Below are 24,723 nucleotides of genomic sequence, written 5' to 3'. Positions count from 1 at the left end.
TCTCAGCCCTGGGCCATGTCGAAGAAGCCTCGCTCCAGCCTGGCCGCCTCCCGGAAGAACCCGAGCACCCGGGCCTGGCCGGCCTCTCCGAGGGAGGGGCCGAGCCGGTCGAGCTCCCCGCGGAGGAACCCCACCCACGCCTCGAAGTCCGGGCCGCTGTGGAGGTCGATCCACTCGCGGTAGAGGAACTCCTCCGGCGACGGCTCGGCCGCTCGGCTCGCCCAGCCGAGATAGATCCACTCCGCCAGGCACAACACGGCGAGGATCACCGGATACTCCTGGCTCAACCGGGCCTCGTCCATGAGCGCCTGGAAGCGTACGGTGACCGGCTCCAGCTCCGGCGAGGTGACATCGTCCGCGTCGACGCCGAGGGTGTCCAGCGCACGGTGGAAGTAGCTTCTCTCGGTGTCCGTGACGATCTGCCCGAGGAACCGGCCGAACGGCACTCGCGACTCGAACCGGTCGGCACCGGCGACCGCGGCGCCGAGCAACGCCGTGAAGGCGTCGACGAACTGGAAGTCCTGGACGAGATAGCGGCGCATGTCCGCCTCGCCTGTGGTGATCGCTGCCGCGAACGGGTGAGTCACCACGGCGGTCCAGTCCGGCTCGCTCGCCGAACGCAGCCATTCGCTGAAGGCGGGGTCGGCGGCGGTGGTCCGCCACACCTCGTACACCGGCGCGGGCGCGTCGTGCGGATCGTTCACCTGCGCGTCCACCGCGCCGTCCTGGAACTCCACGCGGCGAGCATAGCGCCGGCCCCGCCGTACCCCCGGCCGCAGCCCGCGTCAGACGGTGATGACGATCTTGCCCATCGAGTGGTCGTGTTCGGCGGCCTCATGCGCGGCGGCGGCCTCGGAAAGCGGGAACCGCTTGCTGACGAGCACCTTCAACCGGCCGCTTTCGTAGAGCCCGACCAGGCCCGCGAGGCCGACCGAGTCGGGTTCGACGAGGAAGCCGGTGGCGCGCACGCCGTCCTTCTCCGCGGCGGCCAGGACCTCCGCGCTCGCGCCGGAGGGCACCTCGATGAGCAGCCCGCCCGGCCGCAGCACTCCCAGCGACCGGAGCCCGGTCTCACCGCCGATCAAGTCGAAGACGACGTCCACGTCGCTCACGGCGTCCTCGAAACGAGTCGTGCGGTAGTCGATGAGCTGGTCGGCGCCCAGGTCCGTGAGGGTGCCGTGGTTGCGCGGGCTCGCGGTCCCGATGACGTGGGCGCCGCGCGCCTTGGCGATCTGCACGGCGAGGTGTCCCACGCCGCCGGCCGCCGCGTGGATCAGCACCCGCTGCCCCTCCGCGAGACCGGCGGTGTCGACGAGCGCCTGCCAGGCGGTGAGCCCGGCCAACGGCAGCGCCGCGGCCTCGGCGACGCTCATCGCGGCCGGCTTGCGCACGAACTGGCGGGACGGCGCGGTGACGTACTCGGCGTAGGTGGCGGCCTCGCGCGGGAACCACGGCATGCCCAGCACCTCGTCACCCACGGCGAACCGCGTGACGCCGCCGCCGAGCGCGTCGACGACGCCGGCCATGTCCCAGCCGACCGTGAACGGCGGAGTGCCCAACGGGCCACGCCCTGATCTGGTCTTGAAGTCCACCGGATTCACGCTGGTGGCCTGGACTCTGACGCGGATCTCGGTGCCGATCGGTTCGGGACGGGGCACGTCCTCGTACCGGAGGACCTCGGGCCCGCCGAACTCATGCTGCCGAATCGCCTTCATCGTCGCCATCGGCGCTCCCCCCGGTGCCCACAGGCCGTGTTCTTCCGCTGTCTCCGACCTTAGCCTGGCGGTTTCCCGCCATCCGGAGCCGAGATCCCCCCGCGGCCCCGATCCGGTCCCGGTCAGGTGAACGTGAGGGCCGGATAGAGGAGCAGCATCACCAGTCCGAAGCCGAACTTGAGCAGGCCGTCCGCCACGCCGAAGGCCCAGATCGGCAGCGCCTTGGCCCGCAGGCCCAGCAGGGCGTTGGCGACGCTCACGACTCCCAGGAGCGCCATCAGCGGGCCGTGGGCGACGCCCATGATGATGAAATGCAGGCCCACCACGAGCAGGATCATGAGGATCTGCGTCCGCTGGTCGGCGGTCTTGTATCTGGTGAGGACGAGAGCGATCAGCCCCAGTTCCACGATGAAGGAGAAGACGAGGGCTGCGATCTGGATGAACGACGGCGTCCCGAGAGAGGGCAGCAGCGCGCTCAGGCCGCTGGCGGTGAGTCCGGTGGCTCCACCCCCGATGGCGAACGGGATCCACACCTTCGGGAAGGTCCACCCCAGCAGGAACCCGAGTCCCACGAAGATCAGGAAAAGGCCGCCCCCGCGGATCAGCGGGTAGGGATGCGGCTCGATCGCCAGCGTGATCGATAAGGGGATCATCCGGCGATGATCTCAAGGATCACGCCTTTGCGGCAGTGGGTGATCGAACTGTCAGATTTCACGCATATACCCGCCCGACCCGATCCTCCTGAGTCAGCACACCGAGGTGAGGGAATCGGCCGCGACAGGCGCCATGGACGCCCCGCAGGCAGGAACCCCCTCGCCGGCCACGAACCAGACGGTCTTGCCGCCGCGCGAGGAGTGAGCGATCCCCCAGTCGTCGGCCAGCGTCGCCACGATCAGCAGTCCCCGGCCGTCCGTGGCGTCGGCGCCCGCCTCGCGCAGGCGGGGCACGCCGTCACCGGGGTCGTATATCTCGCCGTACACCCAGCCGCCGCCACCGACGAGCCTGAGGGCGAGGGCGCTGCCGCCGTGCCGTACGGCATTGGTCACGAGTTCGCTGACGATGAGCGTGCAGTCGTCGATCAGGGACGGGACTCCCCAGCGGTCCAGCTCCCGGCGCACCAGCGCGCGGGCCTGGGAGACGCTCGCACCGACGGCGGGCAACAGGCACTCGGCGGTACGCGGGGGGGGTCACGGCTTCACTCCAAATCATGGGAGCGCTCCCACCTCTACGATATGACACGGGTTCCGGCATGTGAACCTATCGTTTCGATTCTGTTGCCTAATTCCCGCAGAACCGGGCGAGCAGTGTGCGAAAAGCTGAAATTTCCTGATGGACGCGGGCCAGCGTCCACGGACAACCCCGCCGCCGCACGCATCACGGGCCGGACGGCCGGACGTCATCACCTCGCGACGACATCACCGGAAAACATCTTCATAAAGCTTGATCAAGTGCGATATAAGGGCATTCGCCCCATTCGCCATAACTCGGTGAGGTTCCGTGAAGAAGCTCCTTCGACTTCTCGTGATCCAGCTGTTCACGGCCGCAGTCGTGCTCGGCGCGTTCTCGAATCCCGTCCACGCCGAGGTCGTCGAGACCGACGCCCAGCTCGCCGCCGAATGGCAGGCCGCATGGGAATTCTACAAGTTCTACGAGTGCGCGACCGCGCCCCTGCCGTTGACGGGGCGGAGCCAGGTGAAACGTGACATCTCCATCGACATCGACGCGCCCATCGAGCACGTGTTCGCGGCGTACTCGAACGTCAACAATCACCTCGGCCTGCACTCGTTCCTGAAGCGCGTGGTCACCCACGAGGACCGGACCGAGGCCGGCACGCACTACATCGACTTCACGGCCATCGAGGACATCCCCGTCGTCGCCGGGATCCCGGTCACGAGCAAGACCCACGCACAACAGCGGATCCACCCCGACGGCTTCTACTACGAGACCGACAGCTGGTCGCTGCCCAACGTGGTCACCCACCAGAAGATCGTCTTCGAGGAACTCGGCGACGGCGGGACCCGCGTCACCGAGCACCTCACCTTCGAGGCGAGCGTCCTGCTCATCGACTTCACGGTGACGAACGGCGTCTCCTCCCATGAGGAGACCCAGGAAGGCCTCAAGGAAGCGATCGAGAGCGGCGCTCTGTGACCCCCCTCCCCGCTCACGTCCCCGAGGCCCGATGACCGCCACCCTGCCGTCCTGGCTCGCCGAGATCCCGCGCGAGCAGACCCACCCGCTGGCCTTCGCCACCGTCAGCGGGGCCCACCTGTACGGCTTCCCCTCCGACGACTCCGACCTCGACCTGCGCGGCGTCCACCTGCTGCCGGTCGAGGAGGTCGTCGGGCTCCGCCACGGCCAGGAGACCGTCACCCGCATGTGGGACCGGGACGGCGTGGAGGTCGACCTGGTCACGCATGACCTGGCCAAGTTCTGCCGCATGTTGCTGGGCCGCAACGGCTACGTCCTGGAGCAACTGCTCTCGCCCCTCGTCGTCGCCACGTCGCCCGTCCACGAGGAACTCGTCGCGGCCGCCCCCGCGTGCGTCACCCGCCACCACGCGCACCACTACCTGGGCTTCGCCCGGACGCAGTGGCGGTTGTTCGAGAAGTCCGGTGAGCTCAAGCCCCTGCTGTACACCTTCAGGACGCTGCTCACCGGCGCCCACCTGATGCGCACCGGGGAGGTCGTCGCCGACCTGACCCGCCTGTACGGCGACGCCGGGCGCTGGACACCGCCCTACCTGCCGGACCTGGTCGAGGCGAAGAGGTCCGCGGAGCACGGCGCGCTGCCGGGCGACGCCCCCGATCTCGTACGGCTCGGCCGCGACGTGGAGCGCCTCACCGCCGACCTTGAGGGAGCGAGGGACGCGTCCGCGCTCCCCGATGTGGGCTCGGCGCATGAGGTGCTGCACGCCCTGGTGGTCAGGACCCGGCTCGGACGGTAAGCCGGATCACCGGGCGGCCGGCGCCCGGCCGCCGGGCAGGTCAGCCGGCCCGGCGCCCGTCGGGCCGGTAGTGGAGCAGGACGTTGCCGGAACGGAACGACCTCGTTCTCAGCAGTTCCATGCCGATCCTGTTCTCCGCCGTCCCGAACAGGGATCTGCCGTCGCCGAGCACGACGGGAGCCACCATGATCCGCAACTCGTCGACGAGCCCCAGCCGCAGGAGGCTCACCGTCAGCTCGGAGCTGCCGAAGATCGCGATGTCCTTGCCGGGTCGCCGCTTCAGCCGCGCGATCTCGTCCGCCATGCCGTCCCTGAGGAGCCGGGTGTTGGCCCAGTCCGCCGAGTCCAGGGTCGTCGAGACGACGAGCTTGGCGATGCCGTTCATCTTCTCGGCGATGACGGGGTCGGACTCCTTCGCCATGGGCGTCGGCCACCACGACGCCATGCCCTGATAGGTGACCCGGCCGAACAGGAGCGTGTCCACCTCCGCCAACTGGTCGGCCGCGAACTGGTTGAACTCCTCATCGACGTTGTGCCAGTCGATCTCCCCGTTCGGACCGGCGTAGTAGCCGTCGAGACTCGTCATCATGAAAAGGAAGATGTTCCTCATCACCGGCTCCTTGTGATCGTCGTTCTGCGCCCGCCGCGGACGCCCTTCGATGAGTGAGTCGGAGTCGCCGGAGGTTTCTCGACATGTCCCGGCAGGAGATTTTCATGTCCCGGCAGGAGATTTCTGACGGCTGCCGATTCACGTCACGGTGACGTACGCACCCCCGGCGGCCAGGCCCAAGATCTTCACGTACTCGTCCCGACGGTCGAGAGGGGCGGGCGGATTCCCCCTGACGATAGATCTCTCCCGGACGGGGAGGCGATCGGATTTCCGATCACAAATGAGTTGAGCAGGCGCGTGCGCCTGTGCTTGGGTGAGACCACGCCCTCGAAGGCCAAGGAGGTGAGAGCCATGTCGACACGACCGTTCATGCGCTCCCTTCCCGCTCGGGCGTTCACGCGGGTCTGACCGGGGAGCGCACATCTCCCCTGGAGGACGACTCCCCATGACCGATCTGGTCATCCGCCCGCTCACAGCGGGCGAAGAACACCTGTTCATTTCCCTGTCCGCCCCGGCGTCCGTCGGAATGGCGTGGGCCGGCCGCGACTATCTGGAGGTCGCCGCGGCCGCGCAGTACCGCCCCGAGTGGACCTGGGTGGCGCTGCGCGACGGCGAGGTCGTCGGCAGGGCCGCCTGGTGGGGCGGCCCGGACGACCCGCGACCCGTGGCCCTCGACTGGTTCGACTTCGGATCCGACGTCGAGATCGGTGCGGCGCTGCTCCGAGCCGCTCCGTTCACCGCCGAATACTGCCTCGTCCTGCCGCCGCGATGGCGGGAGGAACCCACGGTCCGCGCGGAGGCCGAGGTCCGGATCTCGGCGGCGGAGCAGGCCGGCATGGAGCCACTGGTCGAGCGCCTCAATTACCTGTGGACTCCGGACGCGGGTGTTCCCCTGCGGCCGGGTCGGCTGGAGTTCCGGCCGGAGCCCGACGACGAAGTGATCCTCGACGCCATCCGCCGCACACATCACAACACGCTCGACGCGCACGCCCGGGCCGAGATGGCGCGTGGAGGCGTCGACGCCTCGGCAAGGGACGAGCTGGAGTTCCTGCATTGGATGCCGTCGCCGCGCGAATGGTGGCGCCTGGCCTACACCAGGGAGGGAGACCTGGCCGGTCTCACCGTCCCGGGCAGGAACCACACGCGCCCCACCATCGGGTACGTCGGCGTCGTCCCCGGACAGCGCGGCCACGGCTACGGGTACGACCTGCTCGTCGAGGCCACCCACATCCTGGCGGACGCCGGAGCCGCCGAGATCGGGGCGGACACCGACGTCGGCAACATTCCGATGGCCGCCGCGTTCGCACGCGCCCGCTATCCCGTCGTCCAGGAACGTGTGTTCCTCCACCATCCCGTCTAGGTCCCCGCCCTCCCGAGTGATCGGTGCCGTACGGCCCTGCCCAGCCGTACGGCACCGTCCGGAGGCCCGCCTTCCGGGCAGGCGGACGCCCGCCGCGCCCGCCGATCCCCCGCCACCGTCGCAGCCCAAGGGACGCTCGCTGTTCAGGTGGCGACGCGGAACGTGATGCGGAACGTGATGACGTCCGCCAACTGACGGCATTTGTCGCCATTAAGCAGCATATATTCGCGGATATGTTGCTTTCTGATTAGCCTGCGCACGGGCGGCGCATCGACGTGCACGCGGAACACGAAGATCGGCATGTGCGAAGAAACGTCAGAAATCTTAATATGGCATTTCCGGCGGGCGTCATCGTGCGTGCCGAATTACTTGCTTCACGTTAAGCATTCGGGAGAAAGGACCCCCATGAGCGTCGCCGAGGAGAAGCCGGGACGGGCATCTCCACCAGGGGCCGACCACGACACCATCAGGATCGTCGGCGCCCGGGAGCACAATCACAAGGGCGTTTCCCTGCGCATTCCGAAGAACAAGATCACGGTCTTCATCGGAACCCCGCGGCGACTCCTGGCCTCCGGGAACTCGCTCACCGCCGAACCTCTACGTCGTCACCGGCGAACGCCGTGAGCGCCGGACCACGGACGGGACGGACGGCTACCTTCCTATAGAGATGCGGATTGACGACGTGACTCGCGGGCTCATCGGCAGGGACCATCCCGCCGCGATGCTGCGCGCCGAGATCGGCCGGGCCGCGGAGAGCCACGGCGGTCTGGTCCTGGTCACCGGCGAGGCGGGCATCGGCAAGACGACGCTCGTCACCGACGCGGCCGACGCGGCCAGACGGCTGGGCGCCCTGGTTCTCGGTGGATCGTGCTGGGATTCCGACAACGCGCCGGGCTACTGGCCGTGGGTGCAGGTCCTGCGCGGTGTACGGCGGAGCGTCACGCCCGGCGAGTGGTCGGCGGCCGAGGACGCCGCGCGGGGCGGTCTCGCCGCCCTGCTCGGCGAGTCGCCGAACTCCGACGTCGTCGACGGATTCCATCTGTACGACGCGGTGACGAGCGCCCTGGTGTCGATCTCGCAGAGCCGCCCCGTCGTGGTCGTCCTCGACGACCTGCACTGGGCGGACGCGGCGTCGCTGAAGCTGCTCGAGTTCGCGGCCCAGCACACCTGGTTCGAGCGACTCCTGCTCGTGGGCACCTACCGGGACGTCGAGGTGGAGCACGCCGACCACCCGCTTCGGCCGTTCCTGTCGCCACTGGCGTCGAGGGCGACGACCATCACGCTGACAGGACTCGACCGCGACGGGGTCGGGGCGCTGATGGCCCGGACGGCCGGCCACGAACCGGCCCCCGACCTGGTCGCCGAGGTGCACAGGCGCACCGGGGGCAACCCCTTCTTCGTGGAGCAGACGGCACGGTTGTGGCGCAGCGGCGGGTCGGTCACCGCGATCACCCCCGGTGTCCGCGACACCCTGTTGCGCCGGCTTTCCCTGCTCCCCCGGCCGGTCGTGGAACTCCTCACCACGGCCGCGGTGCTCGGCCGCGACTTCCACCGCCAGGTGCTGGCCGCCACGGCGGCGGCACCGGTCGCGCACGTGGATCGGCTGCTCGACCAGGCGGTGACGGCCCGGCTCGTCGTGGCGAAAGGCGGGGCGAAGTTCGCCTTCGCGCACGACCTGGTCCGCGAGACGCTCTACGAGTCGCTCGACGAGGACGAGGCGCCCCGCCGGCACGCCGCGGTCATCCGGGCCGTCGACCGGACGCCGGACCTCGCCGTCCGGACGGTCCCCGCCGATCTCGCCCGTCACGCCTACCTCGCCGGCGACCACGTCGGAACGGCTCGAACAGTGGAACTGCTGGTCGGCGCGGCCCACCATGCCGTACGGCGCCTGGCGACGGAGGAGGCGGCCGGCCACTACCGCAGGGCGCTCGATCTGGCCGTGGACGGCAGCCCGCGCCGGCGGGTCATGATCGCGATCGACTTCGGCCGCGAGCTCTATCACTGGGGTGACAGCGACGTCGGGTGGCACGCCTTCGAAGAGGCCGCCGCTGTGGCGCAGGAGGCGGACGACCCCGAGTTGCTGGCCCGGGTGGCGTTGTCCGTCCACGGAACCTGCGGCCGCGACCACATCGGCCAGATGGGCGCCGGCCTGCTGAGACAGGCACACCGCAGGCTCATCCGCCGGGATTCGCCCGACGCGTTGCCCCTCGACCGCGTCGCCCAGGACCTGGCCGTCCAGGTCGCCGTGCTGGCCAGGCGCGACGATGACGACGAGGCCCTGGTCTTCGGCCTGTGGGCCCGGCACGACAGCATCTGGGGTCCCGGCACCGCGCCGGAGAGGGTGGCGCTCACCGACGAAATCCTGACCCTTGCCCGCCGTACCGCCGACGTGGAGATGGAGAGCTACGCCGCCGCCCTGCGCTGGGTGGCCCTGCTGGAGCAGGGCGATCCCCGCTACCTCGACCAGTTCGACGCGTACATCGAGCTGGGCCGGCGGGACGAGACTCCCCGCCTCGGCCTGGCCACGTCTTCCGACCTCAGCATCGTCTCCGCGCTCCTCGGCCGCTTCGACGAGGCGGAGAGCCACCTGAACGAGGTCGTCGAGGTCAACGGACGCCTCGGGCACGACCATTTCGCCTACATGCTCGATCATCATCGCTGGGCGGTGCGGCTGCTCCAGGGCAGGTTCGAGGATCTGGAGGACGTGCACCGCGTTCTCCTCAGGAGCCGACACCCCTGCCCCGGCCTTCTTCAGGCCATGACCGAGCTGCGCAGGGGAGACGTCGAGCCGGCACGGCGCTACCTGGCCGAGGCGACGGCGAAGGGCGAGCCGCGCGAGCGCTCGGTGCAGCCCCTGTGGCTGCGCTTCCAGGCCATGGTCGCCGCGGCCTCGCGTGACCCCGAGCTGTGCGAGAAGGCACGGGCCGACCTCGAGCCGCACATCGGCACCTGGGCGGTGGCCATGCACGGCTGGGACATCGGCGGCCCGATGGTCTTGTGGCTGGCTCTCGTCGACGCGGCCCAGGAGCGCTGGGACGAGGCGATCGACGGGTTCACCGCCGCGTGGCACTCCGCCGACCGTCTGCAGGCGCGCCCCTGGTCGATCGAGGCGAGAGTCCATCTCGCCGAGACATTGCTCGCGCGGAACAGGACCGGGGACGCGGAGGCCGCCGGAAGACTTCTCGACGACGTCGCGACCGAAGCGGCTCGGATCGGCATGACCCACATCGTCGAGAGCGTCCAGCGGCTACAGGTGCGGCCGCGCCCGCCCGAGGCCGTCCATGTGCCCGCCCAGGGCGACACGTTCCGGCGGGACGGCGAGGTCTGGTCACTCGGATTCGCCGGCCGCACCGTCCACCTGCCCGACGCCAAGGGCCTGCGCGATCTCCACCGCCTGCTGAGCCGCCCGGGGACGGACGTGTCCGCAGTGGAACTCCTCGACCCCGAAGGAGGCCGACTCGTCGTCGCGGCCCGGCGGATGGGCGGCGACCCGATCCTCGACGAGGAGGCCAAGGCCCGATACCGGCGCCGCCTCGCCCGGCTCGACGAGGAGATCGACCGCGCGGCCGGGCTCGGCGACGACCGGAGGGCGGCGGACTTCGACCGGGAGCGGGAGGCGCTGCTCGCGGAACTGCGGTCCGCCGCCGGGCTCGGCGGGCGTGACCGCAGGCTCGGTGACGAGGCCGAGCGGGCCCGCAAAACGGTCACCGCCCGGATCCGCGACGTCCTGCGGAAGCTCGACCGCCTCCACCCCGAACTCGCCGCCCACCTCCGCGCCACCGTCTCCACCGGCGCCGCGTGCCGCTACCAGCCCGATCAGGAGATCAGCTGGCGCTGTTGACGCCCGACGCCGCCGGAGGCGGATTCAAGAAAGCCGAAGTCAGTCGCGCTGCTCGATCTCACCGCGAAGCTTCACGAGTTCGGCCCCGGCCTCGTCGCCGGACTTGAAGTAGATGAAGATCGTCCCCATGGTGTTGTGATCGGCCCAAAGGCATACGCCGGCCGGAACCTCGCCGAGATCGGCGTCACCGCATTTGGCGACGCCATCCAGCGACCCCGGCGCGACCGCCTTCACGTTGGTGACCTTCACACCACCGCTTCCCATGCTGGTGATGGCCTGGTCGACTTCGGCGGCCGGGGACGTGAGGTGAGAGGACAGGCCGATGATAAGGACCAGGTCCTGCTTCGCCGGGTCGCCATAGAAGGCGGAGATCGCACCAGTCGCCTGCGGTATCTCCTTCTTCATTTGGGCGACCATCCCGTCGGCCATCGCCTGTAGGTCGGGATCCACGACCTTGGCCCTGCCGTCGAGCGTCGTCGGCTCGACGACGTGTGTCTGGATACTGCTCTGGACGTCGTTCGTCTTATCGGTGTGGTCCTTGAAGGCGTAATTGACTACGGCGCTGCCGAGGGCTGCGCCCACCGCGGCAAGAACGATGGTGGCGATCTTGCCCACCTTGCGCTTTTTCGGTGGAGCCGCCGAAGGTTGCGGGTAGCCGGGGTGGGGCGGCCGGCCGCTGTCCAGGTATTCCGGCTGCGGGAACGGCGGATGCGATCCGCTGTCAGTATTCGGGTGTTCCGGCAGGTCAAGGGGGGGTTGAGACACGAGTTCTCCACAAGTTAGCCCGGGTTTGGGGCGCGGTGATCCTATCTGCGATCGACATGTAGCCACGAAGCAGGGCAAACCATCACTATTGGGAACTAGTCGCCGCTAGGCTCGACCCTTCAGGTGATCTGGGACAGCTCCCGGAGGCTCCGTGTCAGGTGACGCTCGAGTTCGGCGTCGATGCGGTCGGACTCGCCCCGATCGAGGCCCACGGAGCCCTCTTCGGCCTCGGACGCCTCAAGGAGAGCCGCCCGCAGTGCGGTCGGCGGCTCGAGATCCCGCCAGGTCCGCTTCGCGACAGAGGCGTCCCGCCGCATGTCGTGATCTGCGTTTCGGTTCAGCACCGCCTCACGGATCCCGCCGAGCGTCTCCCCTCGCCTGACCGCCGACAGGATGGGAGTGAGGCGGATTTCGGCCATCGTGAGGGCATCGAGATACTCGATGACGGCCTGCGACGAGACGGCGCGGGCGGCGACCTGGTCCGCGTGGTGGACGGCGAGCCTGGACTGGCCGGACACGAGCCGAGTCAGTGCGAACTCCGCCAGGAACAGCGGCGAGCCCAGCACCCACCCGGCGAGTTTCCCGATGATCTGGGAGCCCATCCGCTCGGCGGGGAACGCGGGGGCGAACAGGGCCACCACCGGGTCGTCGGGCATGCTGTACCGGTCGACGCGCACGTCCAGCAGGGAGCGCCGCCACGCGGCGGCCGTGTCGAGAGCCGAGCGCACGAGCGGGCCTCGCGCGGGATCGCCCGCCACGTCATGAGCGAACGCGACGCCGAGCATCGCCGCGCGTTCCCGTGGAGTCGAGGCGACCAGCAGAGGGAGTCCGATCACCAGGGTGGGCTCTCGCCGTACGCCGATCCGGACGTGGGCGCAGCGGAAGAGGAGGTCGTGCAGGTGGATCGTGGTGACCGGCGACGCCCCGACCTTTTCGGCGATCCGGTCGGCCACCTCGAACATCGTGGGCGCCTCGGTCCTGGAGATCGTCACGGCGTGTTTCGGCGGCCGGATCGTCCGTGGGCGGAGCCACAGTGCGATCGCGGCGAGACCGCCTCCCACGAGCCAGCCTTGGACGGTGTCGTACCAGTTGACCAGGATGACGACGGCGGCGACCAGGATGGCGGCGGTCAGCGCGTGGATGGCGACCGACAGCACGTAGGTGAGGAGCCTGGCGATTCCCCATCCCGGTCGTTTCAGTGGCCGGCGACGGGATTCACGCGGGACTGGGGGGTGGTCATGGCGCGCCTCACCGTGAAAGGTCAAGATCGTCCAAGCTCGTGTCGGTAGGCATCGAGGATGAGGCCGTGGAAATGGTGGACGGCGTGCTCCGACAACCCGGACCCGTCGGGGTCATAAACGATCTTCCCCTGGGTGAACGCGGGGGTGCGCATCCCGCGCTGGACGCTTTCCACCAAGGCGATGTCCTCCACCTGGAGAACCTCGTCGATGTACCGGATGCTGTCCAGTTCGGTCTCGTCGGGCTCCGCGGTCTCCAGATAGAAGTCCCAGATCTCGCGAGTCCGTTGCGGGCCGTCGGGGATGATCTGCAACACCATGAAGTTCCCCCGGCCGGGATAACGCAGCAGGCAGGTGTTGGGCCACAGCCACCAGACCGCGTGCTCGGTGACCGTCGCACCTGACACGTCGTAGGCGGAGTTCTCCGTTCTACCGGCCTGGGCCATGTGGCTGGAGTAGATCCCGTGGGTGGTGACCTTGTAGGTGCTCATGTCGACCAGGGACACGAAGTCTTTGTGGGCCACGTGGCAGTGGTAGCACTCCAGGAAGTTGTCGACGACGTTCTTCCAGTTGGAGGCGATGTCATAGGTGAGCCGGCGGGCGAGGGTCAGCTTGGCCACGTCCGGTGCCCTCGCCTCGATCTCCGCCTCGAGGTCTCCGGCCTGCTCCGACAGAGGGGCCGCCTCCGGGTCGAGGTTGACGTAGACCATGCCGCCGAACTCGGTGACCTGGATCTGGTCCAGGCATACCGCGGAGGTGTCGAAGCCCGGCATGTCACCGGTGTTGCGCGCTCGCCTCAACTGGCCGGTCAGGTCGAAGTTCCAGGCGTGGTACGGACACACGATGCTGCGCCGGACGCCGGAACCGGACAGCAGTTCATGCGCCCGGTGCTTGCACACGTTGTAGAACGCCCGCAGCGTGCCGGCCTCGTCCCGGACGGCGACGATGGGCATGCCGGCCACCGTGCCCGTCACATAGCTTCCCGGCTCCCGCAGCCTTTCCACATGACACAGCCACTGCCACGAACGAGCGAAGATCGCCCGCTGCTCGACCTCGAACCACTTCGGATCGGTATAGGCGTCGGCGTGCAACGACATCGACAACGCAGGGTCCGGGTCGTATCCGGCCGAGATGTGGTCGATCGCGGAGATCGAATCGGGGGCCACCGTACCTCCAATGCCTGACTCCGAGAGCACGGGTGCCCAGATGGCGATCCCGCGAGACGGAACAGGAATCCCAGACCGGCCAGGTTGAGGCTAATGATCCTTTTAGTACAGATTCAAGCCCCCTGAGTATCTAATCGGCGCAGCCGGCCACAGTGCGCCCTCCACACTTCGCAGCCTTGGACGGAACCGGACCGGAACCGAGGGGTCCCTCCGTTCCGGTCCGGTGAGCAGGTTGCGGGGTCGCGTTCACTCCTCGCCGGAGAACCGCCCCCATGCGGACTGGCGGGTGACCCCGAGAGCTTCGCCGATCTTGCTCCAGGTGACACCGCGTCGGCGCAGTTCTTGAACCCACGAACGGAGGTCGGCCTCGGCCTGGTCGATGTGTGCGGCGACGCGGGGAATGTGACCCAGCATCTCCTCGTCCGTCAACGACTCCCAGACAGGCACGCGCGGTCCTGCCGGGCCGCCGAGGCTCCCGTCGATGATCGACGCGGCGAGAGCCACGCACTCGTTGCAGATGTGCACTCCAGCACCGGCGACCAGCTTGTCGACCTTGGTGTCCGACTTGTTGCAGAAGGAACACCGAGCGAGTTCGGTCAGGGCGTCAGGCGATGTCACAGCATGCTCCTCAGGTGTCAGGGCGTCCCTGACACCATAGACTGTCAGGGATCCCCTGACAACAGGAATGCGTGCCGCCCCTTCTGAAGCGCCGGCCGACGACACCTCAGCAGCAGGCGGTGCCTTCGCAGACGGCCGGGGTGCCCGGTTCGTCAGTCATCGTTGTGAGTGGCCACCGCCCGGACGGGTGGGAGCGCGGGGGGCTGGGCCGGGTCGCCAGTGGGAACCATGCGCATCACGGCCTCCGGGATCGCGCCGACCGTGAACGCGCGGACGGCCGGCCCGACGGACACGGTGACGAACGACGCCACTGGCGGAACCTCGGCGGGGAGCGGAATGACGTACTCCCCTGAATCGAAGTGGGAGTCGATCACACGCATCGAGGTGCTCGTCGGCTCGGGCGGCGTGAATGAGGTGCCCCACCAGGCCTCGACGACCACCCGGGCCGGTTCCCGCAGGTTGAGCCGCACCGTTCTCTTCGTCGCGTCATATGCCACGCCGTCGTCGTCTCCGGCGGCCGACGTGACGCCCTCAACCTGGGCGGCGATGAGGCCCGCGATTCCGGCGAGTCCCTGTACGAAGGTGACATGGCCGTTGACCTTGGAGATCTCTTCTTTGAGGTACCGCTTGGCGTTAGGCGGAACCATGCCACCGAAGACGACGACATCGATGTTCGCGGTGTCGTACTCCGTCATCACCTCGTCGAACTGGTTCGTCGCATCTGCGTGGAAGCCCTTGCTTCGCAGGATGTCGGCAGCTTCAAGGATCACACTGGGGCTTCTGCCGATGACCAGAATCCGCTCGGGTCCGCTGGTGGTCGGTTCGTCCATGAGCCGGTCTCCTTGATTGGGCCAATGTTGGCGTGGCCAACATAACAAACGTTGGCCACGCCAACAACTGATAGCGTCTACCCATGCCGACGGACCACCCGCCAAGCCGTACTCCCGCCCGCATCAAGGATCGTCCGACCTGGCTCATCAGCCGGACCTTCGCCCGCTCGTCGGGTCTCCTCGCCGCCGGGTTCGAGTCGTACGGCCGCGGCCTTCGCAGTTACCACTACCGCCTCTTGGCCGCACTCGACGAGTGGGGGCCCGCGAGCCAGGCCGACCTGGGCCGTGGGACCGGGATCGATCGCAGTGACGTCACGGCGGTGCTGTCCGAGCTCGAGTCACTCCGCCTCGTCGAGCGGTCCGTCGACCCCGATCACCGGCGTCGCAACATCGTCACCATCACCCCGGCCGGAGTCGAACAACTCCTGGAACTCGACAATGTCATCGACGGCATTCAGGAGCAGGTTCTGAAACCTCTGACGAATGCGCAGCGGCGTCAGTTCATCGCCTTGATGATGAAGCTTCTCGCTGCCGAAGACGAGTCGTCGAAGGGATGACCGGCCGGGCGCTGCGTCGCCCTTCCCAAACCGGGATGACCTGCACCGGCCGTCTCGGTCCGGCGGGGTGCATGCCATGAGTGAGCCACCCAAACCGCGGTGGGCAGCCGCATGAGAGAGCCACCCCGCCGGTCACCTCGGCCAAGCCTGGCCGGGCTGCGGTCGTACCGCCAGTTGACAAGTAGCCGATGAGCGGACGTTTCGGCCGGTCACTGCATCGGCTGCCCTCGGTCATCTTCGGCCGGCACCTGCAGTCGTCGCCGACCTTCGTTCACCTCGCCGTATTAATCAAGTCGTCCGCTTGGTGCCGCTAGGGCTGTGCGGGTGCCCTCTTCCGGACCGCCTGCACGCCGCTGCTGGCCAGCACGTACAGGATTGACAGCCCGCTCAGGCCCATGATGCCGAGGCCGGCGTTCTTCACCAGGTTGGACAGGCGCTCGTTCTCGGCCTTCTCCTGGTAGTAGTCGTTGGTCCGCGTCGCGCCATTGGTGACGTGCTCGCACGTGTCACTGGTCGTCATGACGCGATCGCCGCAGCGCAGTTCGTCGCTCTGTCCAATTCCGCTGAACGCGTAGACGCCCCAGCCGAGCAGCACACAGATCATGGGCAGGACGAGACGGCCGATCAGTGTTTTCACGGCGATCACCCTACTTTGATCACGCTTGTTCGTCTGCCCTGCCGCCGAACGGGACGTGGCTTACCGCCTGCGTCTCCAGCGGCGTCATCGCAGTGGTTTTCGGAGAATGTAGTTGAAGCCGAACTCCGTCTCGCTCGTACGCACGTCGACGTAACCCAGCCGCTGGTAGAACCCGTGCCCAGTCACGCTGGCGCCGGTTTCCATGTAGTCGTACCCCTCGGCTGCAGCCAGCGCCTCGATGTGGCGCATCAACCGCCGTCCGACACCCTGACCGATCGCCCGGGGATGGACGAACATCGTGAAGACCTTGTTGCCATCGCGGGAGACGGTGCCCGCGATCCCCGCCCACTCGGCGACGAACATCTGCCGCTCGTCGGCGAGCTGCACGATCCGCTCGGCGGAGAAGTGTGCGCACATGCGCTCGATGATCTCTTCCGGGTAATCACGGCTGTTGAGTTCGCGTAGGCACCGCTCGATGACGTCGGCCACGGCCGGACCGTCGCCGGATCGGAACAACCGGATCTCCACCACCGCCGCATTCTGCCTCAGGTGCATTTCATGAGGAACGGCCATCCTGAACGCTGCCCGATGCACTCCTCTGCTGCGGAGCGCGCTCATTACGAGACCATGCCGCACACCGCTCTGCTTGGGCAACGCTGGTAGCTGACGGATTCGGCCCGGATGCGCGGGCCCATGTCCCCTCGACCCGTGTACGGGACCTCACTTCGGGAGGACGATACTCGTGGGTTCCGTACTCGTGGATTCCGTCGTACTTCCGCACGGACCGAGGTGGCCATGTTGCCGTACGTTGTCCGGGAGCGCCGCTTCGACCCGCGGCCCTACCTGCCGCTCCCCGTCGGTACGGCGATAATCTGGGGTGCCGTCACCGATGGCGATGCGCTACTCGCCGTACTGGGCATGATCGGCGGTGGCGGCCTCGTCGCCCTCGGCATCCTCAGGGCGCGGGCGGCGCTCCGGCGGGAGGTCGTGCTAGCCGTAGACCGGGACGGGTTCCTCATCGGCGGCGCGAAGCCGCGGCGGCTGCAGTGGGCCGACGTCACGGCTGTGCGGACCTGGACCGACATCGGTGGCGCGGAAACAACGCGGGTGCAGCCGGTGGTTCAGGTGGAGCTTGCGGACGGCACCGTTGAGCAGGCCCGCCCCCTGTTTGCCCGCTACGACTCGCGGCGGCTCGAATCGGCAGTCCGGGAAGCGGCGCCGCAGGTGCCGATCCTTTCCCAGCAGGAGCCCGAGCCCAGTCCGCCGCCGCCGTTAGGACCCTTCACGCCGGTCTACGACTGGCTGAACCGCTCGCTCGTCCGTCGCGGTCGACCTCCCTTGCGCCCCCCGTCCAACGAGCGGTGACCGCTGGAACTTTCCGACGGAGGGTGTAACTGATCTGGCCTGACGCGCGGTGCCGTTGAGCTTGGCGGTAGGCGAGAAGCCGCGTAGGGCAATCTTGATCCAGAGGAAGCCGCTTCCGCAGAGCAAGGCGAGCGCACCCACGCGGCGGCGGGGTGGTGGTGGTGGTGCGCTCGATACTCAAGACCTCGAAGCGTCCGGTCTTGCCCTGCTTTGGCGCACTCCAGCAGGAACGGCGAGAGGACGTGGCAGACCGCTCTCAAAAATGCAGGCTGCGGACGTACACACACCTGCTGCCGGACGCCGCAGACCGAGCGCGGAAGGCCATGGATGCCTTCTTCGCGCCCAGCCTCGCGGAAGGGTCGAGTGCCCTGGCGAGTGGAGACGGCCTGTGGTCACTTGCGGTTGAAGTAATCAACGTTCGTCGTGACCTGCGACAAAACCCTGAACCACCGCGATGACCTGCAACGGCCGTCTCGGTGGTTCTCGGCATTTCGCAGCTGCTCACGGTGTCATGTGCCCTGGCTGTGCCCTGCCCTCTCCTTGCTCAGCCTGCCCAGGGGCTTCGCGCGGGCGAGCGCTGCTGGCCCAGGTCGCCTCCGGACGGCCCACCGACAGCCCCTAAATCTCCTCGCTTCCGGCCCGCCGGGCGTCCCTCCTCGCCAACTGGCACGTCTCGCCGGCGTCCCTCGCCGGCCGCGTGAGCCAGCCGGGTGCGCCGACCACGGCTCAACGGCGGTGCATGGGAGACCTACGGCGGCACCGTCAGCAGCGGCCGTAACGGGAAGTGAGTGCGTAATCGCGTCTTGTGTCTGGCGTTGTCCGGTTCTGGACAGATTGATCCACACCCAGCACTGTTGCTATTACAATCACCGCAACTGCACGAACCCAATCCCAGTCAACGCATTCCAAACAGGGAATGCGAATCAATGTGGAAGGAAGTACGCAGTTGTACCTCGGACGAGTCATGCGTATTGTCATGGCCATGGGGGCGGCGCTCATTGCCGCATCGGCCATCGCCGCAACGCCTGCATCGGCAGCCCCTTCTCCTACCCCAGCAGCAACGTCATCGGCATCGACCAACTCAACTGACAGGCCGTCCCTGCTGAGCCGGCAGGCCCGTTCGGATGCGGAGTTGCGCGACCAGATCGCACTTCAGATGAAGATCGCCCCGGGGGGCAAGCAGACGAGCCTCAACGAGGTTTCGTATGACAACGGTAAGTTCGTGGTGACCTACGCTTTGCCTGGGCAGCAGCTCGCCCTCGGCGTCGCCGACTGCCCGTCCGGCTGGTTCTGCTTCTACGAGAACATTAATTTCGGCTACCCACGAGGCAAGCTCTCGGACTGTGGCCAGCAGTATCTCGGAGACTATGGCTGGAATAACCGCGTATCCTCGGTCGACAACAGCACTACCACCCCAATCAACTACCAGGATATCTCCCATTTTTACCTCTTCACCAACTACAACCCTGGGGCAAAACCTTCTCTCGGGGACGCGAACGATAAGGCGGCATTCGTGTACCGGTACTGCTGAATTCACTGCACGCGTACCGCAGCGAGTGCCACCGGAATACGGCAGATTCGGGCTGCCGAGCTCCTTTGCTTGTAGAAGCCGGTGACCAAGCCGGCGCATGCCACGCTCTAGCCCCGTCCCATCCCGTTTGCCGTCGACCCACCGCGGAGCGGCAGCGGGCCGGTGACGGAGGTGCAAGCCCGGCTTGACGTGTCCCTTCGCCTGTGCACCTTCCACGGTGATGGGACGCCAACGGTCACAGCCGGGCTTGCGGCGGCGGAGGCGGTCTGCTGGGCTTGCCTGGGTCGATGGCGGGCGGGATGGGCACCACCCCAACCATCCCGCAACTCGCACGTGTGTTCGAAGGCCATCCCGGAGCCGGAGAGCCCCCGCCGGAGGCACCACCGCGCGCGGCCGGCACCTGGCGGGCACTTCCAGCTCAGCCCAACATCCCTGTGAGCGGACTCGTACTGTCGCCTGGCGGCCCTTCCCTCGTCCGCGCCAGCCGTCCGGCGTTCTTTGCGCGCTGTCCGCCGGGAGCGCCAGCGGGAGGCGGCGGCGTGCGCCGTGACGGCGGCGCGTGCGGCCCGGTTAGGGCCGCCTTGAAGACGTACAGAAACTTCTCACAGGGCACCGCTTGTGGTTCTTGTCCTGTCCCGGCACATGCTTGACACTGCGGCCCCAGTGGACGGTTGACATGGTCAACTCGGAGTGGCGCCGGGGGTGCGACTCGCGGCATGAGCGTGCACCGTCACCGACGACTTACGCCATACAACGGAGTCGCGTGGATACCCATGCCGTACTCGTATTGCAAGCTGGCGTGTGCGATGACCCTCGCAGCGTGCGGCAGTACGGGGTGTGAGCCGATCTTGCTCACTGCCATCCGGCGAATGACCCGATTGAGTCGGCCAGAGGCGCTGGTGACCGCTGCCCAATTCCACTCAGCTGGATCACCGAGTCGCTGCAGGGCTGTCGCCCACGCCGAGGCACGCTTCTCCGTGTTGTGGTTCGTGTGGCTCCATCGCAGTTCCTCTGTTCCGACCGATCCGCCGTAGTGGAGCTGAATGAGACCCCAGCCTTCGCAGCAGTACCGGAAGGTTGCATCTCCAAGCGCACCCGGAAGCAGGTCGATTCGCCTGGCCATGGGATCCGGGCCCGCCCCGACGACGAACAACGCCAGGTGTCGTCCCCTTGGGCCGTCGGGAACATCTGGGGCGGCTTGAAACTCCCGCAGTTCGCAATCAGGTTCCGAGTCGTGTTCGAATACACGGAACAAGCCGAGATCGAATACCGTCTCGAGGATCGAGAACCAATCGTCGTCAGCGGCGTAGAAGTCGAGGTTCGGCACGATCTCACTATCCTGGTCGGCGCAACACCACCATCAGCCACAACGTCCGCTCATCGGCATGACCGCGTCGGGCTGCTAATCAAGAATTTCTGGGTTGAGACCGTATGCGAGTGAGAGTGATCCCGACAAGGACGGTACCCGCTCCGAGGGCTGTAAAGGCCGTGGGCACCTCACCTAGGACAAGCCAACCAAGGGAGATGGCAACAACTGGGAGCAGATAGGTAACCACGGATCCGACCACTGCCCCGTCCTCTTCGATGATCCGGTAGTTCAGTTCGTACGCGACTCCTGTTCCGAGTACACCGAGGATGACGATCGCGACCAGGGCATCCGGCCGGACAATGATCGGACGCATGCCGTCGATAGGTGTGCTTGCGAGCAGAAGTCCGGATGCTGCGGTGAGCTGACTGGCTGAGAGCGCGATTGGCGGCATGCCTCGGTTAACCAGAAAGCGATCCATATAGATGTAGCTGATCGCATAGCACACCGAGGCGAGTAAGCAGGCGAATCCACCGAAGGTCATGAGCTGGGTCCCCGTGGACCAGGGTGTGAAGATCACGACTGTTCCAGCGAATCCGAGCAGGAGGCCAGCCGTTCGGCGAACCCCGATCGTCCGGTCATGACCGATGGTGTAGGCGAGCAGCATCGTCCACAAAGGAGTTGTGCAGTTGATGATGCCTGCCGTCGATGATGAGACGGTCTGCTCTCCGATCGCAAAGAGCAGATAGGGCGCCGCGTTAGCGAACAGGGCTGCGACCGTGAGGTGTCCCCATAGCTTCCAGCCTCGGGGCAGCCGTCGCCCCTGGGCGTAGACCATGATGACCAGAACGAGCGCTCCGAGCACGAGGCGCATCAGGGTGACCTGAGTAGGCGAGAAGCCACGTAGGGCAACCTTGATCCAGAGGAATCCGCTCCCCCAGATCAAGGCGAGCGCACCCACGCGGAGTAAGCCCTCAGCGCGGACGCGGGTCATTCCACGGGCACGTCGTAGAGCAGGCCGGTCATGTCAGCGCGCATGACGAACCGGGTGACCTCGTACGGCTGGCCGTCCTGGTCGACGCTGGTATGCCAGACATCGATCACGGGGACTCCGGGCGGTAGCCGGAGGTGTTGGGTTTCCTCGGCGCGCGGCATCCGGGTGCTGATCTCCTCGCGGATGCGCTTCATCGTGTGGCCCTTGTCCTCGAAGATCCCGTGAATGCCGTACTGGTGTGGGACTTCCTCTTGGAGTAGGCCGGTGCCCTTTGCAATCGTCCACGGGATGTAGGTCGTGACGCGCTGGACCGGGTCGTCATCAGCCCAGAACACGTTGTCGCGCTGCAAGACGGACTTGGTTTTGGCGGAGATTCCAAGCCGGTCGGCAACTGCCGGCGGCGGGGTGGTGCGCTCGATACTCAAGACCTCGAAGCGTCCGGTCTTGCCCTGCTTGGCGCACTCCAGCAGGAACGGTGAGAGGCCGCTCTCGCGATCCGCACGGTGGCCGAATTCCTCGGGCACAACGACCCAGGGTTCACTCTGAGGACGTACACACACCTGCTGCCGGACGCCGCAGACCGGGCGCGGAAGGCCATGGATGCCTTCTTCGCGCCCAGCCTCGCGGAAGGGTCGAGTGCCCTGACTGTGCCCTTGGAAGATCAACCTAGGCGTTTCCGCAGGTAGACACCGTCGGTTGTCACTTGCGGTTGTACAGGCGCATCGTGAGCGTGCCGAAGACCACGACCAGCACCGCTCCGGAGATCAGCACCAGGGTGACCTCTCCGGTATCGGTGGTGCCTCCCATCAGCGACCGGACGGCGCTGACCAGATGCGTGATCGGGTTGACCTCGACGAACGCCTGCAGCCAGCCCGGCATGGTCTCCGGGTCGACGAAGACGTTGCTGAGGAAGGTGAGCGGGAACAGCACCAGCATGCTGACGCCCATCACCGACTTCTCACTGCGCAGCAGCAGTCCGAACATCGTCCAGACCCAGGAGAACGCGAACGAGAAGGCGATCAGCAGGCCCACTCCCGCCAGCACTCCGACGGCTCCGCCGCCCGGCCGGAAACCCAGGATCAGACCCACCACGAGAATGACCAGGGACGCCACCGCGTAACGGAACATGTCGCCGAGGATGTAGCCGACCATCGGCGCGGGCCGCCAGATCCGCAGCGACCGGAAGCGGTCGAACACCCCCTTCTCGATGTCGGTGTTGACCGCCACGCCGGTGTACATCGTGATCATCACGATGCTCGTGACCATGATTCCCGGCAGCAGGTACTGCAGATACTCGGTCGTCGAGCCGGCCAGCGCACCACCGAACAGGTAGGTGAACATCAGCGTCATGATGATGGGGAACGCGGTCACGTCGAACAGCTGCTCGGGCACGTGCTTGATCTTCAACATCGCGCGCCAGCCGAACGTGATCGAGGCCGACAGAGCGCTGGGGCGCTGCGGGCGTGCCCCCGGTGCCAGAACCGCGCCGAGCGTCTCGGCGGCGGGGACGTACGTCGTGCCGGTCTCGGTGGTCGTGGCGCTCATGCCGCTGTCTCCTCTGACGTGGCCGGGTGGTCGGTGAGGGCGAGGAACACCTCGTCCAGGCTGGGCTGGCCGAGGGAGAAGTCGTCGACGGTGATGCCGGCCGCGGCCAGTTCCGACAACGCGCGGGCGGCCTGCTCCGCGGCGGCGTGCTCGATGCCCTCCCCCGCCACACGGGCGGTCAGGGCCACCGGATCGGCTTCGAGTTGGACGGGCGCGTCCAATGCCTTGGACAGGACGCGCTCGGCCTCCGGCCGCTGCGACGCGTCGCGCAGCCGTACGTGCACCGAACCCGCGCCGACCGAGGCCTTCAGCTGGCCCGGCGTCCCCTCGGCGATGACCTTGCCGTGGTCGATGACCGCGATGCGGCCGGCCAGCCGGTCGGCCTCGTCGAGATACTGCGTGGTGAGCAGGACCGTCGTGCCGTGGGCGACCACGATGCGGATGATGTCCCAGACCTGGTTGCGGCTGCGCGGGTCGAGGCCCGTGGTGGGCTCGTCGAGAAAGAGCAGTTCGGGGGTGCTGAGGATGCTGGCCGCGATGTCCAGTCGCCTGCGCATGCCGCCGGAGTAGTTCTTCACCTGGCGGTCGGTCGCGTCCGTGAGCCCGAACGCCTCCAGCAGTTGTCCCGCCCTGTCCCTGGCGCCCGGCTTCCGGTAGCCCAGCAGCCTCGCAATCAGGACGAGGTTCTCCATCCCGGTCATGTCCTCGTCCACCGAGGCGAACTGCCCGGTCAGGCTCACTCTGCCGCGCACCGCGTCCGGATCACGCAGGACGTCGTGGCCGAACACCCGCGCCTCACCGCCGTCGGGGCGGAGCAGCGTGGCCAGGATCCGCACCGCCGTGGTCTTGCCCGCCCCGTTGGGGCCGAGCACGCCGTACACCGTCCCGGCGGGGACCGTGAGGTCCAAGCCGTCAAGCGCACGGTTCTTCCCGAAAATCTTGATCAGGCCCGACGTCTCTATCGCCGGGCCGGTTCCAAGCTCCGTCATCGATCTGTCCTCTCCGGTTACGCGACGTACGGCCTCGCGGCGCGCGCGGCCCGCAGCGCGAGGCCCCACCAGACGAGCTGGTCGAGCATGGCCTTGCTCGCCTGGATCTGTTCGTCGGTGCCGCATGGCCTGCCGCTGTCGTCGACGCCGCCGCCGAGCAGGTTGAAGCCCACGCTGTCGCGCATGGTCACGGCATGCAGCTCAGTGAAAATCGTCCGTAGTTGCTCGATCGCATAGATGCCCTCCGACCTGCAGCCGTACGACACGAAGCCGACCGGCTTGGCCTGCCACTCGTCGTAGGCGTAGTCGATCGCCTGCTTGAGCGACGCGGGGAAACTGCGGTTGTACTCGGGAGTGACCACCACGAAGGCGTCGGCCCTGCCTATCTCCGCGGTGAACCTGCGCATGGGGGACGTCGCCTCATGCGGATATCTGGCGGGGAAGGCGAACTCGGCCAGGTCGACGACCTCCGTCTGGATGTCCTTCCGCTCTCGCACCCGTTCGACGAACCACCGGCCGATGACGTCGCAGACACGGCCCTCCCTGGTGCTTCCAATGATCGCTGCCATGCGCAGCGGGGGCACGACCTCCGTGATCCACATCGGCGCCCCTCCTCGGCTGTCCGGCGTCACCTCACAGGCGCGAGAAACGGCGAGGCGCCCGCTAGATCGGATCTAGCGGGCGCCGTTCCGGCGACGTTATGCCGAAGTCT

General features: G+C 67.4%; 27 protein-coding genes. 8 read left to right on the top strand and 19 right to left on the bottom strand.

Annotated elements, in window-relative coordinates:
• Positions 1-2: 2 nt before the first annotated feature.
• From Psi02_RS05960 to Psi02_RS05945, 4 genes are all read right to left on the bottom strand, one after another.
• Positions 3-737 (bottom strand): TenA family protein, encoded by a 735-nt coding sequence (locus Psi02_RS05960; RefSeq protein ID WP_239094638.1) that lies wholly within the window; start codon positions 735-737, stop codon positions 3-5.
• A gap of 48 nt (positions 738-785) precedes the next feature.
• Positions 786-1,724 (bottom strand): NADP-dependent oxidoreductase, encoded by a 939-nt coding sequence (locus tag Psi02_RS05955; protein WP_308442208.1) that lies wholly within the window; start codon positions 1,722-1,724, stop codon positions 786-788.
• A gap of 113 nt (positions 1,725-1,837) precedes the next feature.
• Positions 1,838-2,368 carry a DUF6609 family protein gene (locus Psi02_RS05950; RefSeq protein ID WP_203972424.1) on the bottom strand — a complete coding sequence of 177 codons (531 nt, stop codon included), beginning with the start codon at positions 2,366-2,368 and terminating at the stop codon, positions 1,838-1,840.
• Positions 2,369-2,461: 93 nt separating this feature from the next.
• Positions 2,462-2,875, bottom strand: a complete 414-nt coding sequence (locus Psi02_RS05945; protein WP_203972423.1) for an ATP-binding protein — start codon at positions 2,873-2,875, stop codon at positions 2,462-2,464.
• 337 nt (positions 2,876-3,212) lie between these two features.
• On the opposite strand from Psi02_RS05945, the gene Psi02_RS05940 reads away from it, so the two are divergent.
• Both Psi02_RS05940 and Psi02_RS05935 read left to right on the top strand, forming a co-directional pair.
• A complete protein-coding gene (locus Psi02_RS05940) occupies positions 3,213-3,863 on the top strand; it encodes an SRPBCC family protein (RefSeq protein WP_203972422.1) in 651 nt (216 codons plus the stop codon).
• 31 nt (positions 3,864-3,894) lie between these two features.
• Positions 3,895-4,659, top strand: coding sequence for a nucleotidyltransferase domain-containing protein (locus Psi02_RS05935; protein WP_203972421.1), 765 nt, complete (start codon positions 3,895-3,897; stop codon positions 4,657-4,659).
• Positions 4,660-4,699: 40 nt separating this feature from the next.
• On the opposite strand, the gene Psi02_RS05930 is transcribed toward Psi02_RS05935, so the two are convergent.
• Positions 4,700-5,269, bottom strand: coding sequence for a dihydrofolate reductase family protein (locus Psi02_RS05930; protein WP_203972420.1), 570 nt, complete (start codon positions 5,267-5,269; stop codon positions 4,700-4,702).
• A 445-nt stretch (positions 5,270-5,714) separates the two neighbouring features.
• Between Psi02_RS05930 and Psi02_RS05925 the strand changes: the two genes are divergently transcribed.
• Complete coding sequence (locus Psi02_RS05925) at positions 5,715-6,629, top strand: N-acetyltransferase (protein WP_203972419.1); 915 nt, start codon at positions 5,715-5,717, stop codon at positions 6,627-6,629.
• 143 nt (positions 6,630-6,772) lie between these two features.
• Here the strand turns inward: Psi02_RS05925 and Psi02_RS05920 are convergent, their stop codons facing one another.
• Positions 6,773-6,931 carry a hypothetical protein gene (locus tag Psi02_RS05920; protein WP_203972418.1) on the bottom strand — a complete coding sequence of 53 codons (159 nt, stop codon included), beginning with the start codon at positions 6,929-6,931 and terminating at the stop codon, positions 6,773-6,775.
• 103 nt (positions 6,932-7,034) lie between these two features.
• On the opposite strand from Psi02_RS05920, the gene Psi02_RS05915 reads away from it, so the two are divergent.
• Complete coding sequence (locus Psi02_RS05915; protein ID WP_203972417.1) at positions 7,035-7,253, top strand: hypothetical protein; 219 nt, start codon at positions 7,035-7,037, stop codon at positions 7,251-7,253.
• 43 nt (positions 7,254-7,296) lie between these two features.
• Positions 7,297-10,470, top strand: coding sequence for an ATP-binding protein (locus tag Psi02_RS05910; protein ID WP_239094637.1), 3,174 nt, complete (start codon positions 7,297-7,299; stop codon positions 10,468-10,470).
• Between the two features lie 39 nt (positions 10,471-10,509).
• On the opposite strand, the gene Psi02_RS05905 is transcribed toward Psi02_RS05910, so the two are convergent.
• The 5 genes from Psi02_RS05905 to Psi02_RS05885 form a co-directional block, all read right to left on the bottom strand.
• Complete coding sequence (locus tag Psi02_RS05905) at positions 10,510-11,235, bottom strand: hypothetical protein (protein WP_203972416.1); 726 nt, start codon at positions 11,233-11,235, stop codon at positions 10,510-10,512.
• Positions 11,236-11,354: 119 nt separating this feature from the next.
• Positions 11,355-12,392, bottom strand: a complete 1,038-nt coding sequence (locus Psi02_RS05900; RefSeq protein ID WP_203972415.1) for a M48 family metallopeptidase — start codon at positions 12,390-12,392, stop codon at positions 11,355-11,357.
• 104 nt (positions 12,393-12,496) lie between these two features.
• Positions 12,497-13,639 carry an aromatic ring-hydroxylating oxygenase subunit alpha gene (locus tag Psi02_RS05895; protein WP_239094636.1) on the bottom strand — a complete coding sequence of 381 codons (1,143 nt, stop codon included), beginning with the start codon at positions 13,637-13,639 and terminating at the stop codon, positions 12,497-12,499.
• Between the two features lie 246 nt (positions 13,640-13,885).
• Positions 13,886-14,257: a ClpX C4-type zinc finger protein gene (locus Psi02_RS40640; RefSeq protein ID WP_203972414.1), complete on the bottom strand. Its 372-nt coding sequence runs from the start codon at positions 14,255-14,257 to the stop codon at positions 13,886-13,888.
• Positions 14,258-14,409: 152 nt separating this feature from the next.
• Positions 14,410-15,087, bottom strand: coding sequence for a hypothetical protein (locus tag Psi02_RS05885; protein WP_203972413.1), 678 nt, complete (start codon positions 15,085-15,087; stop codon positions 14,410-14,412).
• An 83-nt stretch (positions 15,088-15,170) separates the two neighbouring features.
• On the opposite strand from Psi02_RS05885, the gene Psi02_RS05880 reads away from it, so the two are divergent.
• Positions 15,171-15,644 carry a MarR family winged helix-turn-helix transcriptional regulator gene (locus tag Psi02_RS05880; protein ID WP_203972412.1) on the top strand — a complete coding sequence of 158 codons (474 nt, stop codon included), beginning with the start codon at positions 15,171-15,173 and terminating at the stop codon, positions 15,642-15,644.
• Positions 15,645-15,954: 310 nt separating this feature from the next.
• On the opposite strand, the gene Psi02_RS05875 is transcribed toward Psi02_RS05880, so the two are convergent.
• Positions 15,955-16,281: a hypothetical protein gene (locus tag Psi02_RS05875; protein WP_203972411.1), complete on the bottom strand. Its 327-nt coding sequence runs from the start codon at positions 16,279-16,281 to the stop codon at positions 15,955-15,957.
• Positions 16,282-16,365: 84 nt separating this feature from the next.
• Complete coding sequence (locus Psi02_RS05870) at positions 16,366-16,899, bottom strand: GNAT family N-acetyltransferase (protein WP_203972410.1); 534 nt, start codon at positions 16,897-16,899, stop codon at positions 16,366-16,368.
• Between the two features lie 177 nt (positions 16,900-17,076).
• On the opposite strand from Psi02_RS05870, the gene Psi02_RS05865 reads away from it, so the two are divergent.
• Both Psi02_RS05865 and Psi02_RS05860 read left to right on the top strand, forming a co-directional pair.
• A complete protein-coding gene (locus tag Psi02_RS05865) occupies positions 17,077-17,646 on the top strand; it encodes a hypothetical protein (protein ID WP_203972409.1) in 570 nt (189 codons plus the stop codon).
• 964 nt (positions 17,647-18,610) lie between these two features.
• The gene (locus tag Psi02_RS05860; protein ID WP_203972408.1) at positions 18,611-19,177 is read left to right on the top strand and encodes a peptidase inhibitor family I36 protein; all 567 of its coding nucleotides are present in this window, start codon (positions 18,611-18,613) and stop codon (positions 19,175-19,177) included.
• Between the two features lie 730 nt (positions 19,178-19,907).
• Here the strand turns inward: Psi02_RS05860 and Psi02_RS05855 are convergent.
• The 6 genes from Psi02_RS05855 to Psi02_RS05830 form a co-directional block, all read right to left on the bottom strand.
• Positions 19,908-20,504 carry a hypothetical protein gene (locus Psi02_RS05855; protein ID WP_203972407.1) on the bottom strand — a complete coding sequence of 199 codons (597 nt, stop codon included), beginning with the start codon at positions 20,502-20,504 and terminating at the stop codon, positions 19,908-19,910.
• Positions 20,505-20,583: 79 nt separating this feature from the next.
• Positions 20,584-21,444 (bottom strand): DMT family transporter, encoded by an 861-nt coding sequence (locus Psi02_RS05850; protein WP_203972406.1) that lies wholly within the window; start codon positions 21,442-21,444, stop codon positions 20,584-20,586.
• 29 nt (positions 21,445-21,473) lie between these two features.
• A complete protein-coding gene (locus tag Psi02_RS05845; RefSeq protein ID WP_203972405.1) occupies positions 21,474-22,001 on the bottom strand; it encodes a GntR family transcriptional regulator in 528 nt (175 codons plus the stop codon).
• Positions 22,002-22,176: 175 nt separating this feature from the next.
• Positions 22,177-23,022 carry an ABC transporter permease gene (locus Psi02_RS05840; protein ID WP_203972404.1) on the bottom strand — a complete coding sequence of 282 codons (846 nt, stop codon included), beginning with the start codon at positions 23,020-23,022 and terminating at the stop codon, positions 22,177-22,179.
• The gene (locus Psi02_RS05835; protein WP_203972403.1) at positions 23,019-24,011 is read right to left on the bottom strand and encodes an ATP-binding cassette domain-containing protein; all 993 of its coding nucleotides are present in this window, start codon (positions 24,009-24,011) and stop codon (positions 23,019-23,021) included. The genes Psi02_RS05840 and Psi02_RS05835 overlap by 4 nt, the downstream gene beginning before the upstream one ends.
• Positions 24,012-24,028: 17 nt before the next feature.
• Entirely contained in the window at positions 24,029-24,613 is a 585-nt protein-coding gene (locus tag Psi02_RS05830) for an NADPH-dependent FMN reductase (protein ID WP_203972402.1), read from the bottom strand.
• Positions 24,614-24,723: the final 110 nt, after the last annotated feature.

This window comes from Planotetraspora silvatica, assembly GCF_016863315.1.
In the GTDB taxonomy this organism is placed as follows: domain Bacteria; phylum Actinomycetota; class Actinomycetes; order Streptosporangiales; family Streptosporangiaceae; genus Planotetraspora; species Planotetraspora silvatica.
This window is presented reverse-complemented; position numbering and strand designations above follow the sequence as displayed.

Excerpts from the sequence above, each read along its gene's own strand:
- Psi02_RS05955 (WP_308442208.1), bottom strand. The coding sequence starts at position 1,724 with ATGGCGACGATGAAGGCGATTCGGCAGCATGAGTTCGGCGGGCCCGAG.
- Psi02_RS05950 (WP_203972424.1), bottom strand. The coding sequence starts at position 2,368 with ATGATCCCCTTATCGATCACGCTGGCGATCGAGCCGCATCCCTACCCG.
- Psi02_RS05935 (WP_203972421.1), top strand. The coding sequence starts at position 3,895 with ATGACCGCCACCCTGCCGTCCTGGCTCGCCGAGATCCCGCGCGAGCAG.
- Psi02_RS05930 (WP_203972420.1), bottom strand. The coding sequence starts at position 5,269 with ATGAGGAACATCTTCCTTTTCATGATGACGAGTCTCGACGGCTACTAC.
- Psi02_RS05925 (WP_203972419.1), top strand. The coding sequence starts at position 5,715 with ATGACCGATCTGGTCATCCGCCCGCTCACAGCGGGCGAAGAACACCTG.
- Psi02_RS05920 (WP_203972418.1), bottom strand. The coding sequence starts at position 6,931 with ATGCCGATCTTCGTGTTCCGCGTGCACGTCGATGCGCCGCCCGTGCGC.
- Psi02_RS05915 (WP_203972417.1), top strand. The coding sequence starts at position 7,035 with ATGAGCGTCGCCGAGGAGAAGCCGGGACGGGCATCTCCACCAGGGGCC.
- Psi02_RS05910 (WP_239094637.1), top strand. The coding sequence starts at position 7,297 with ATGCGGATTGACGACGTGACTCGCGGGCTCATCGGCAGGGACCATCCC.
- Psi02_RS05885 (WP_203972413.1), bottom strand. The coding sequence starts at position 15,087 with ATGGACGAACCGACCACCAGCGGACCCGAGCGGATTCTGGTCATCGGC.
- Psi02_RS05880 (WP_203972412.1), top strand. The coding sequence starts at position 15,171 with ATGCCGACGGACCACCCGCCAAGCCGTACTCCCGCCCGCATCAAGGAT.
- Psi02_RS05870 (WP_203972410.1), bottom strand. The coding sequence starts at position 16,899 with ATGAGCGCGCTCCGCAGCAGAGGAGTGCATCGGGCAGCGTTCAGGATG.
- Psi02_RS05865 (WP_203972409.1), top strand. The coding sequence starts at position 17,077 with ATGTTGCCGTACGTTGTCCGGGAGCGCCGCTTCGACCCGCGGCCCTAC.
- Psi02_RS05860 (WP_203972408.1), top strand. The coding sequence starts at position 18,611 with ATGCGTATTGTCATGGCCATGGGGGCGGCGCTCATTGCCGCATCGGCC.
- Psi02_RS05840 (WP_203972404.1), bottom strand. The coding sequence starts at position 23,022 with ATGAGCGCCACGACCACCGAGACCGGCACGACGTACGTCCCCGCCGCC.
- Psi02_RS05835 (WP_203972403.1), bottom strand. The coding sequence starts at position 24,011 with ATGACGGAGCTTGGAACCGGCCCGGCGATAGAGACGTCGGGCCTGATC.
- Psi02_RS05830 (WP_203972402.1), bottom strand. The coding sequence starts at position 24,613 with ATGTGGATCACGGAGGTCGTGCCCCCGCTGCGCATGGCAGCGATCATT.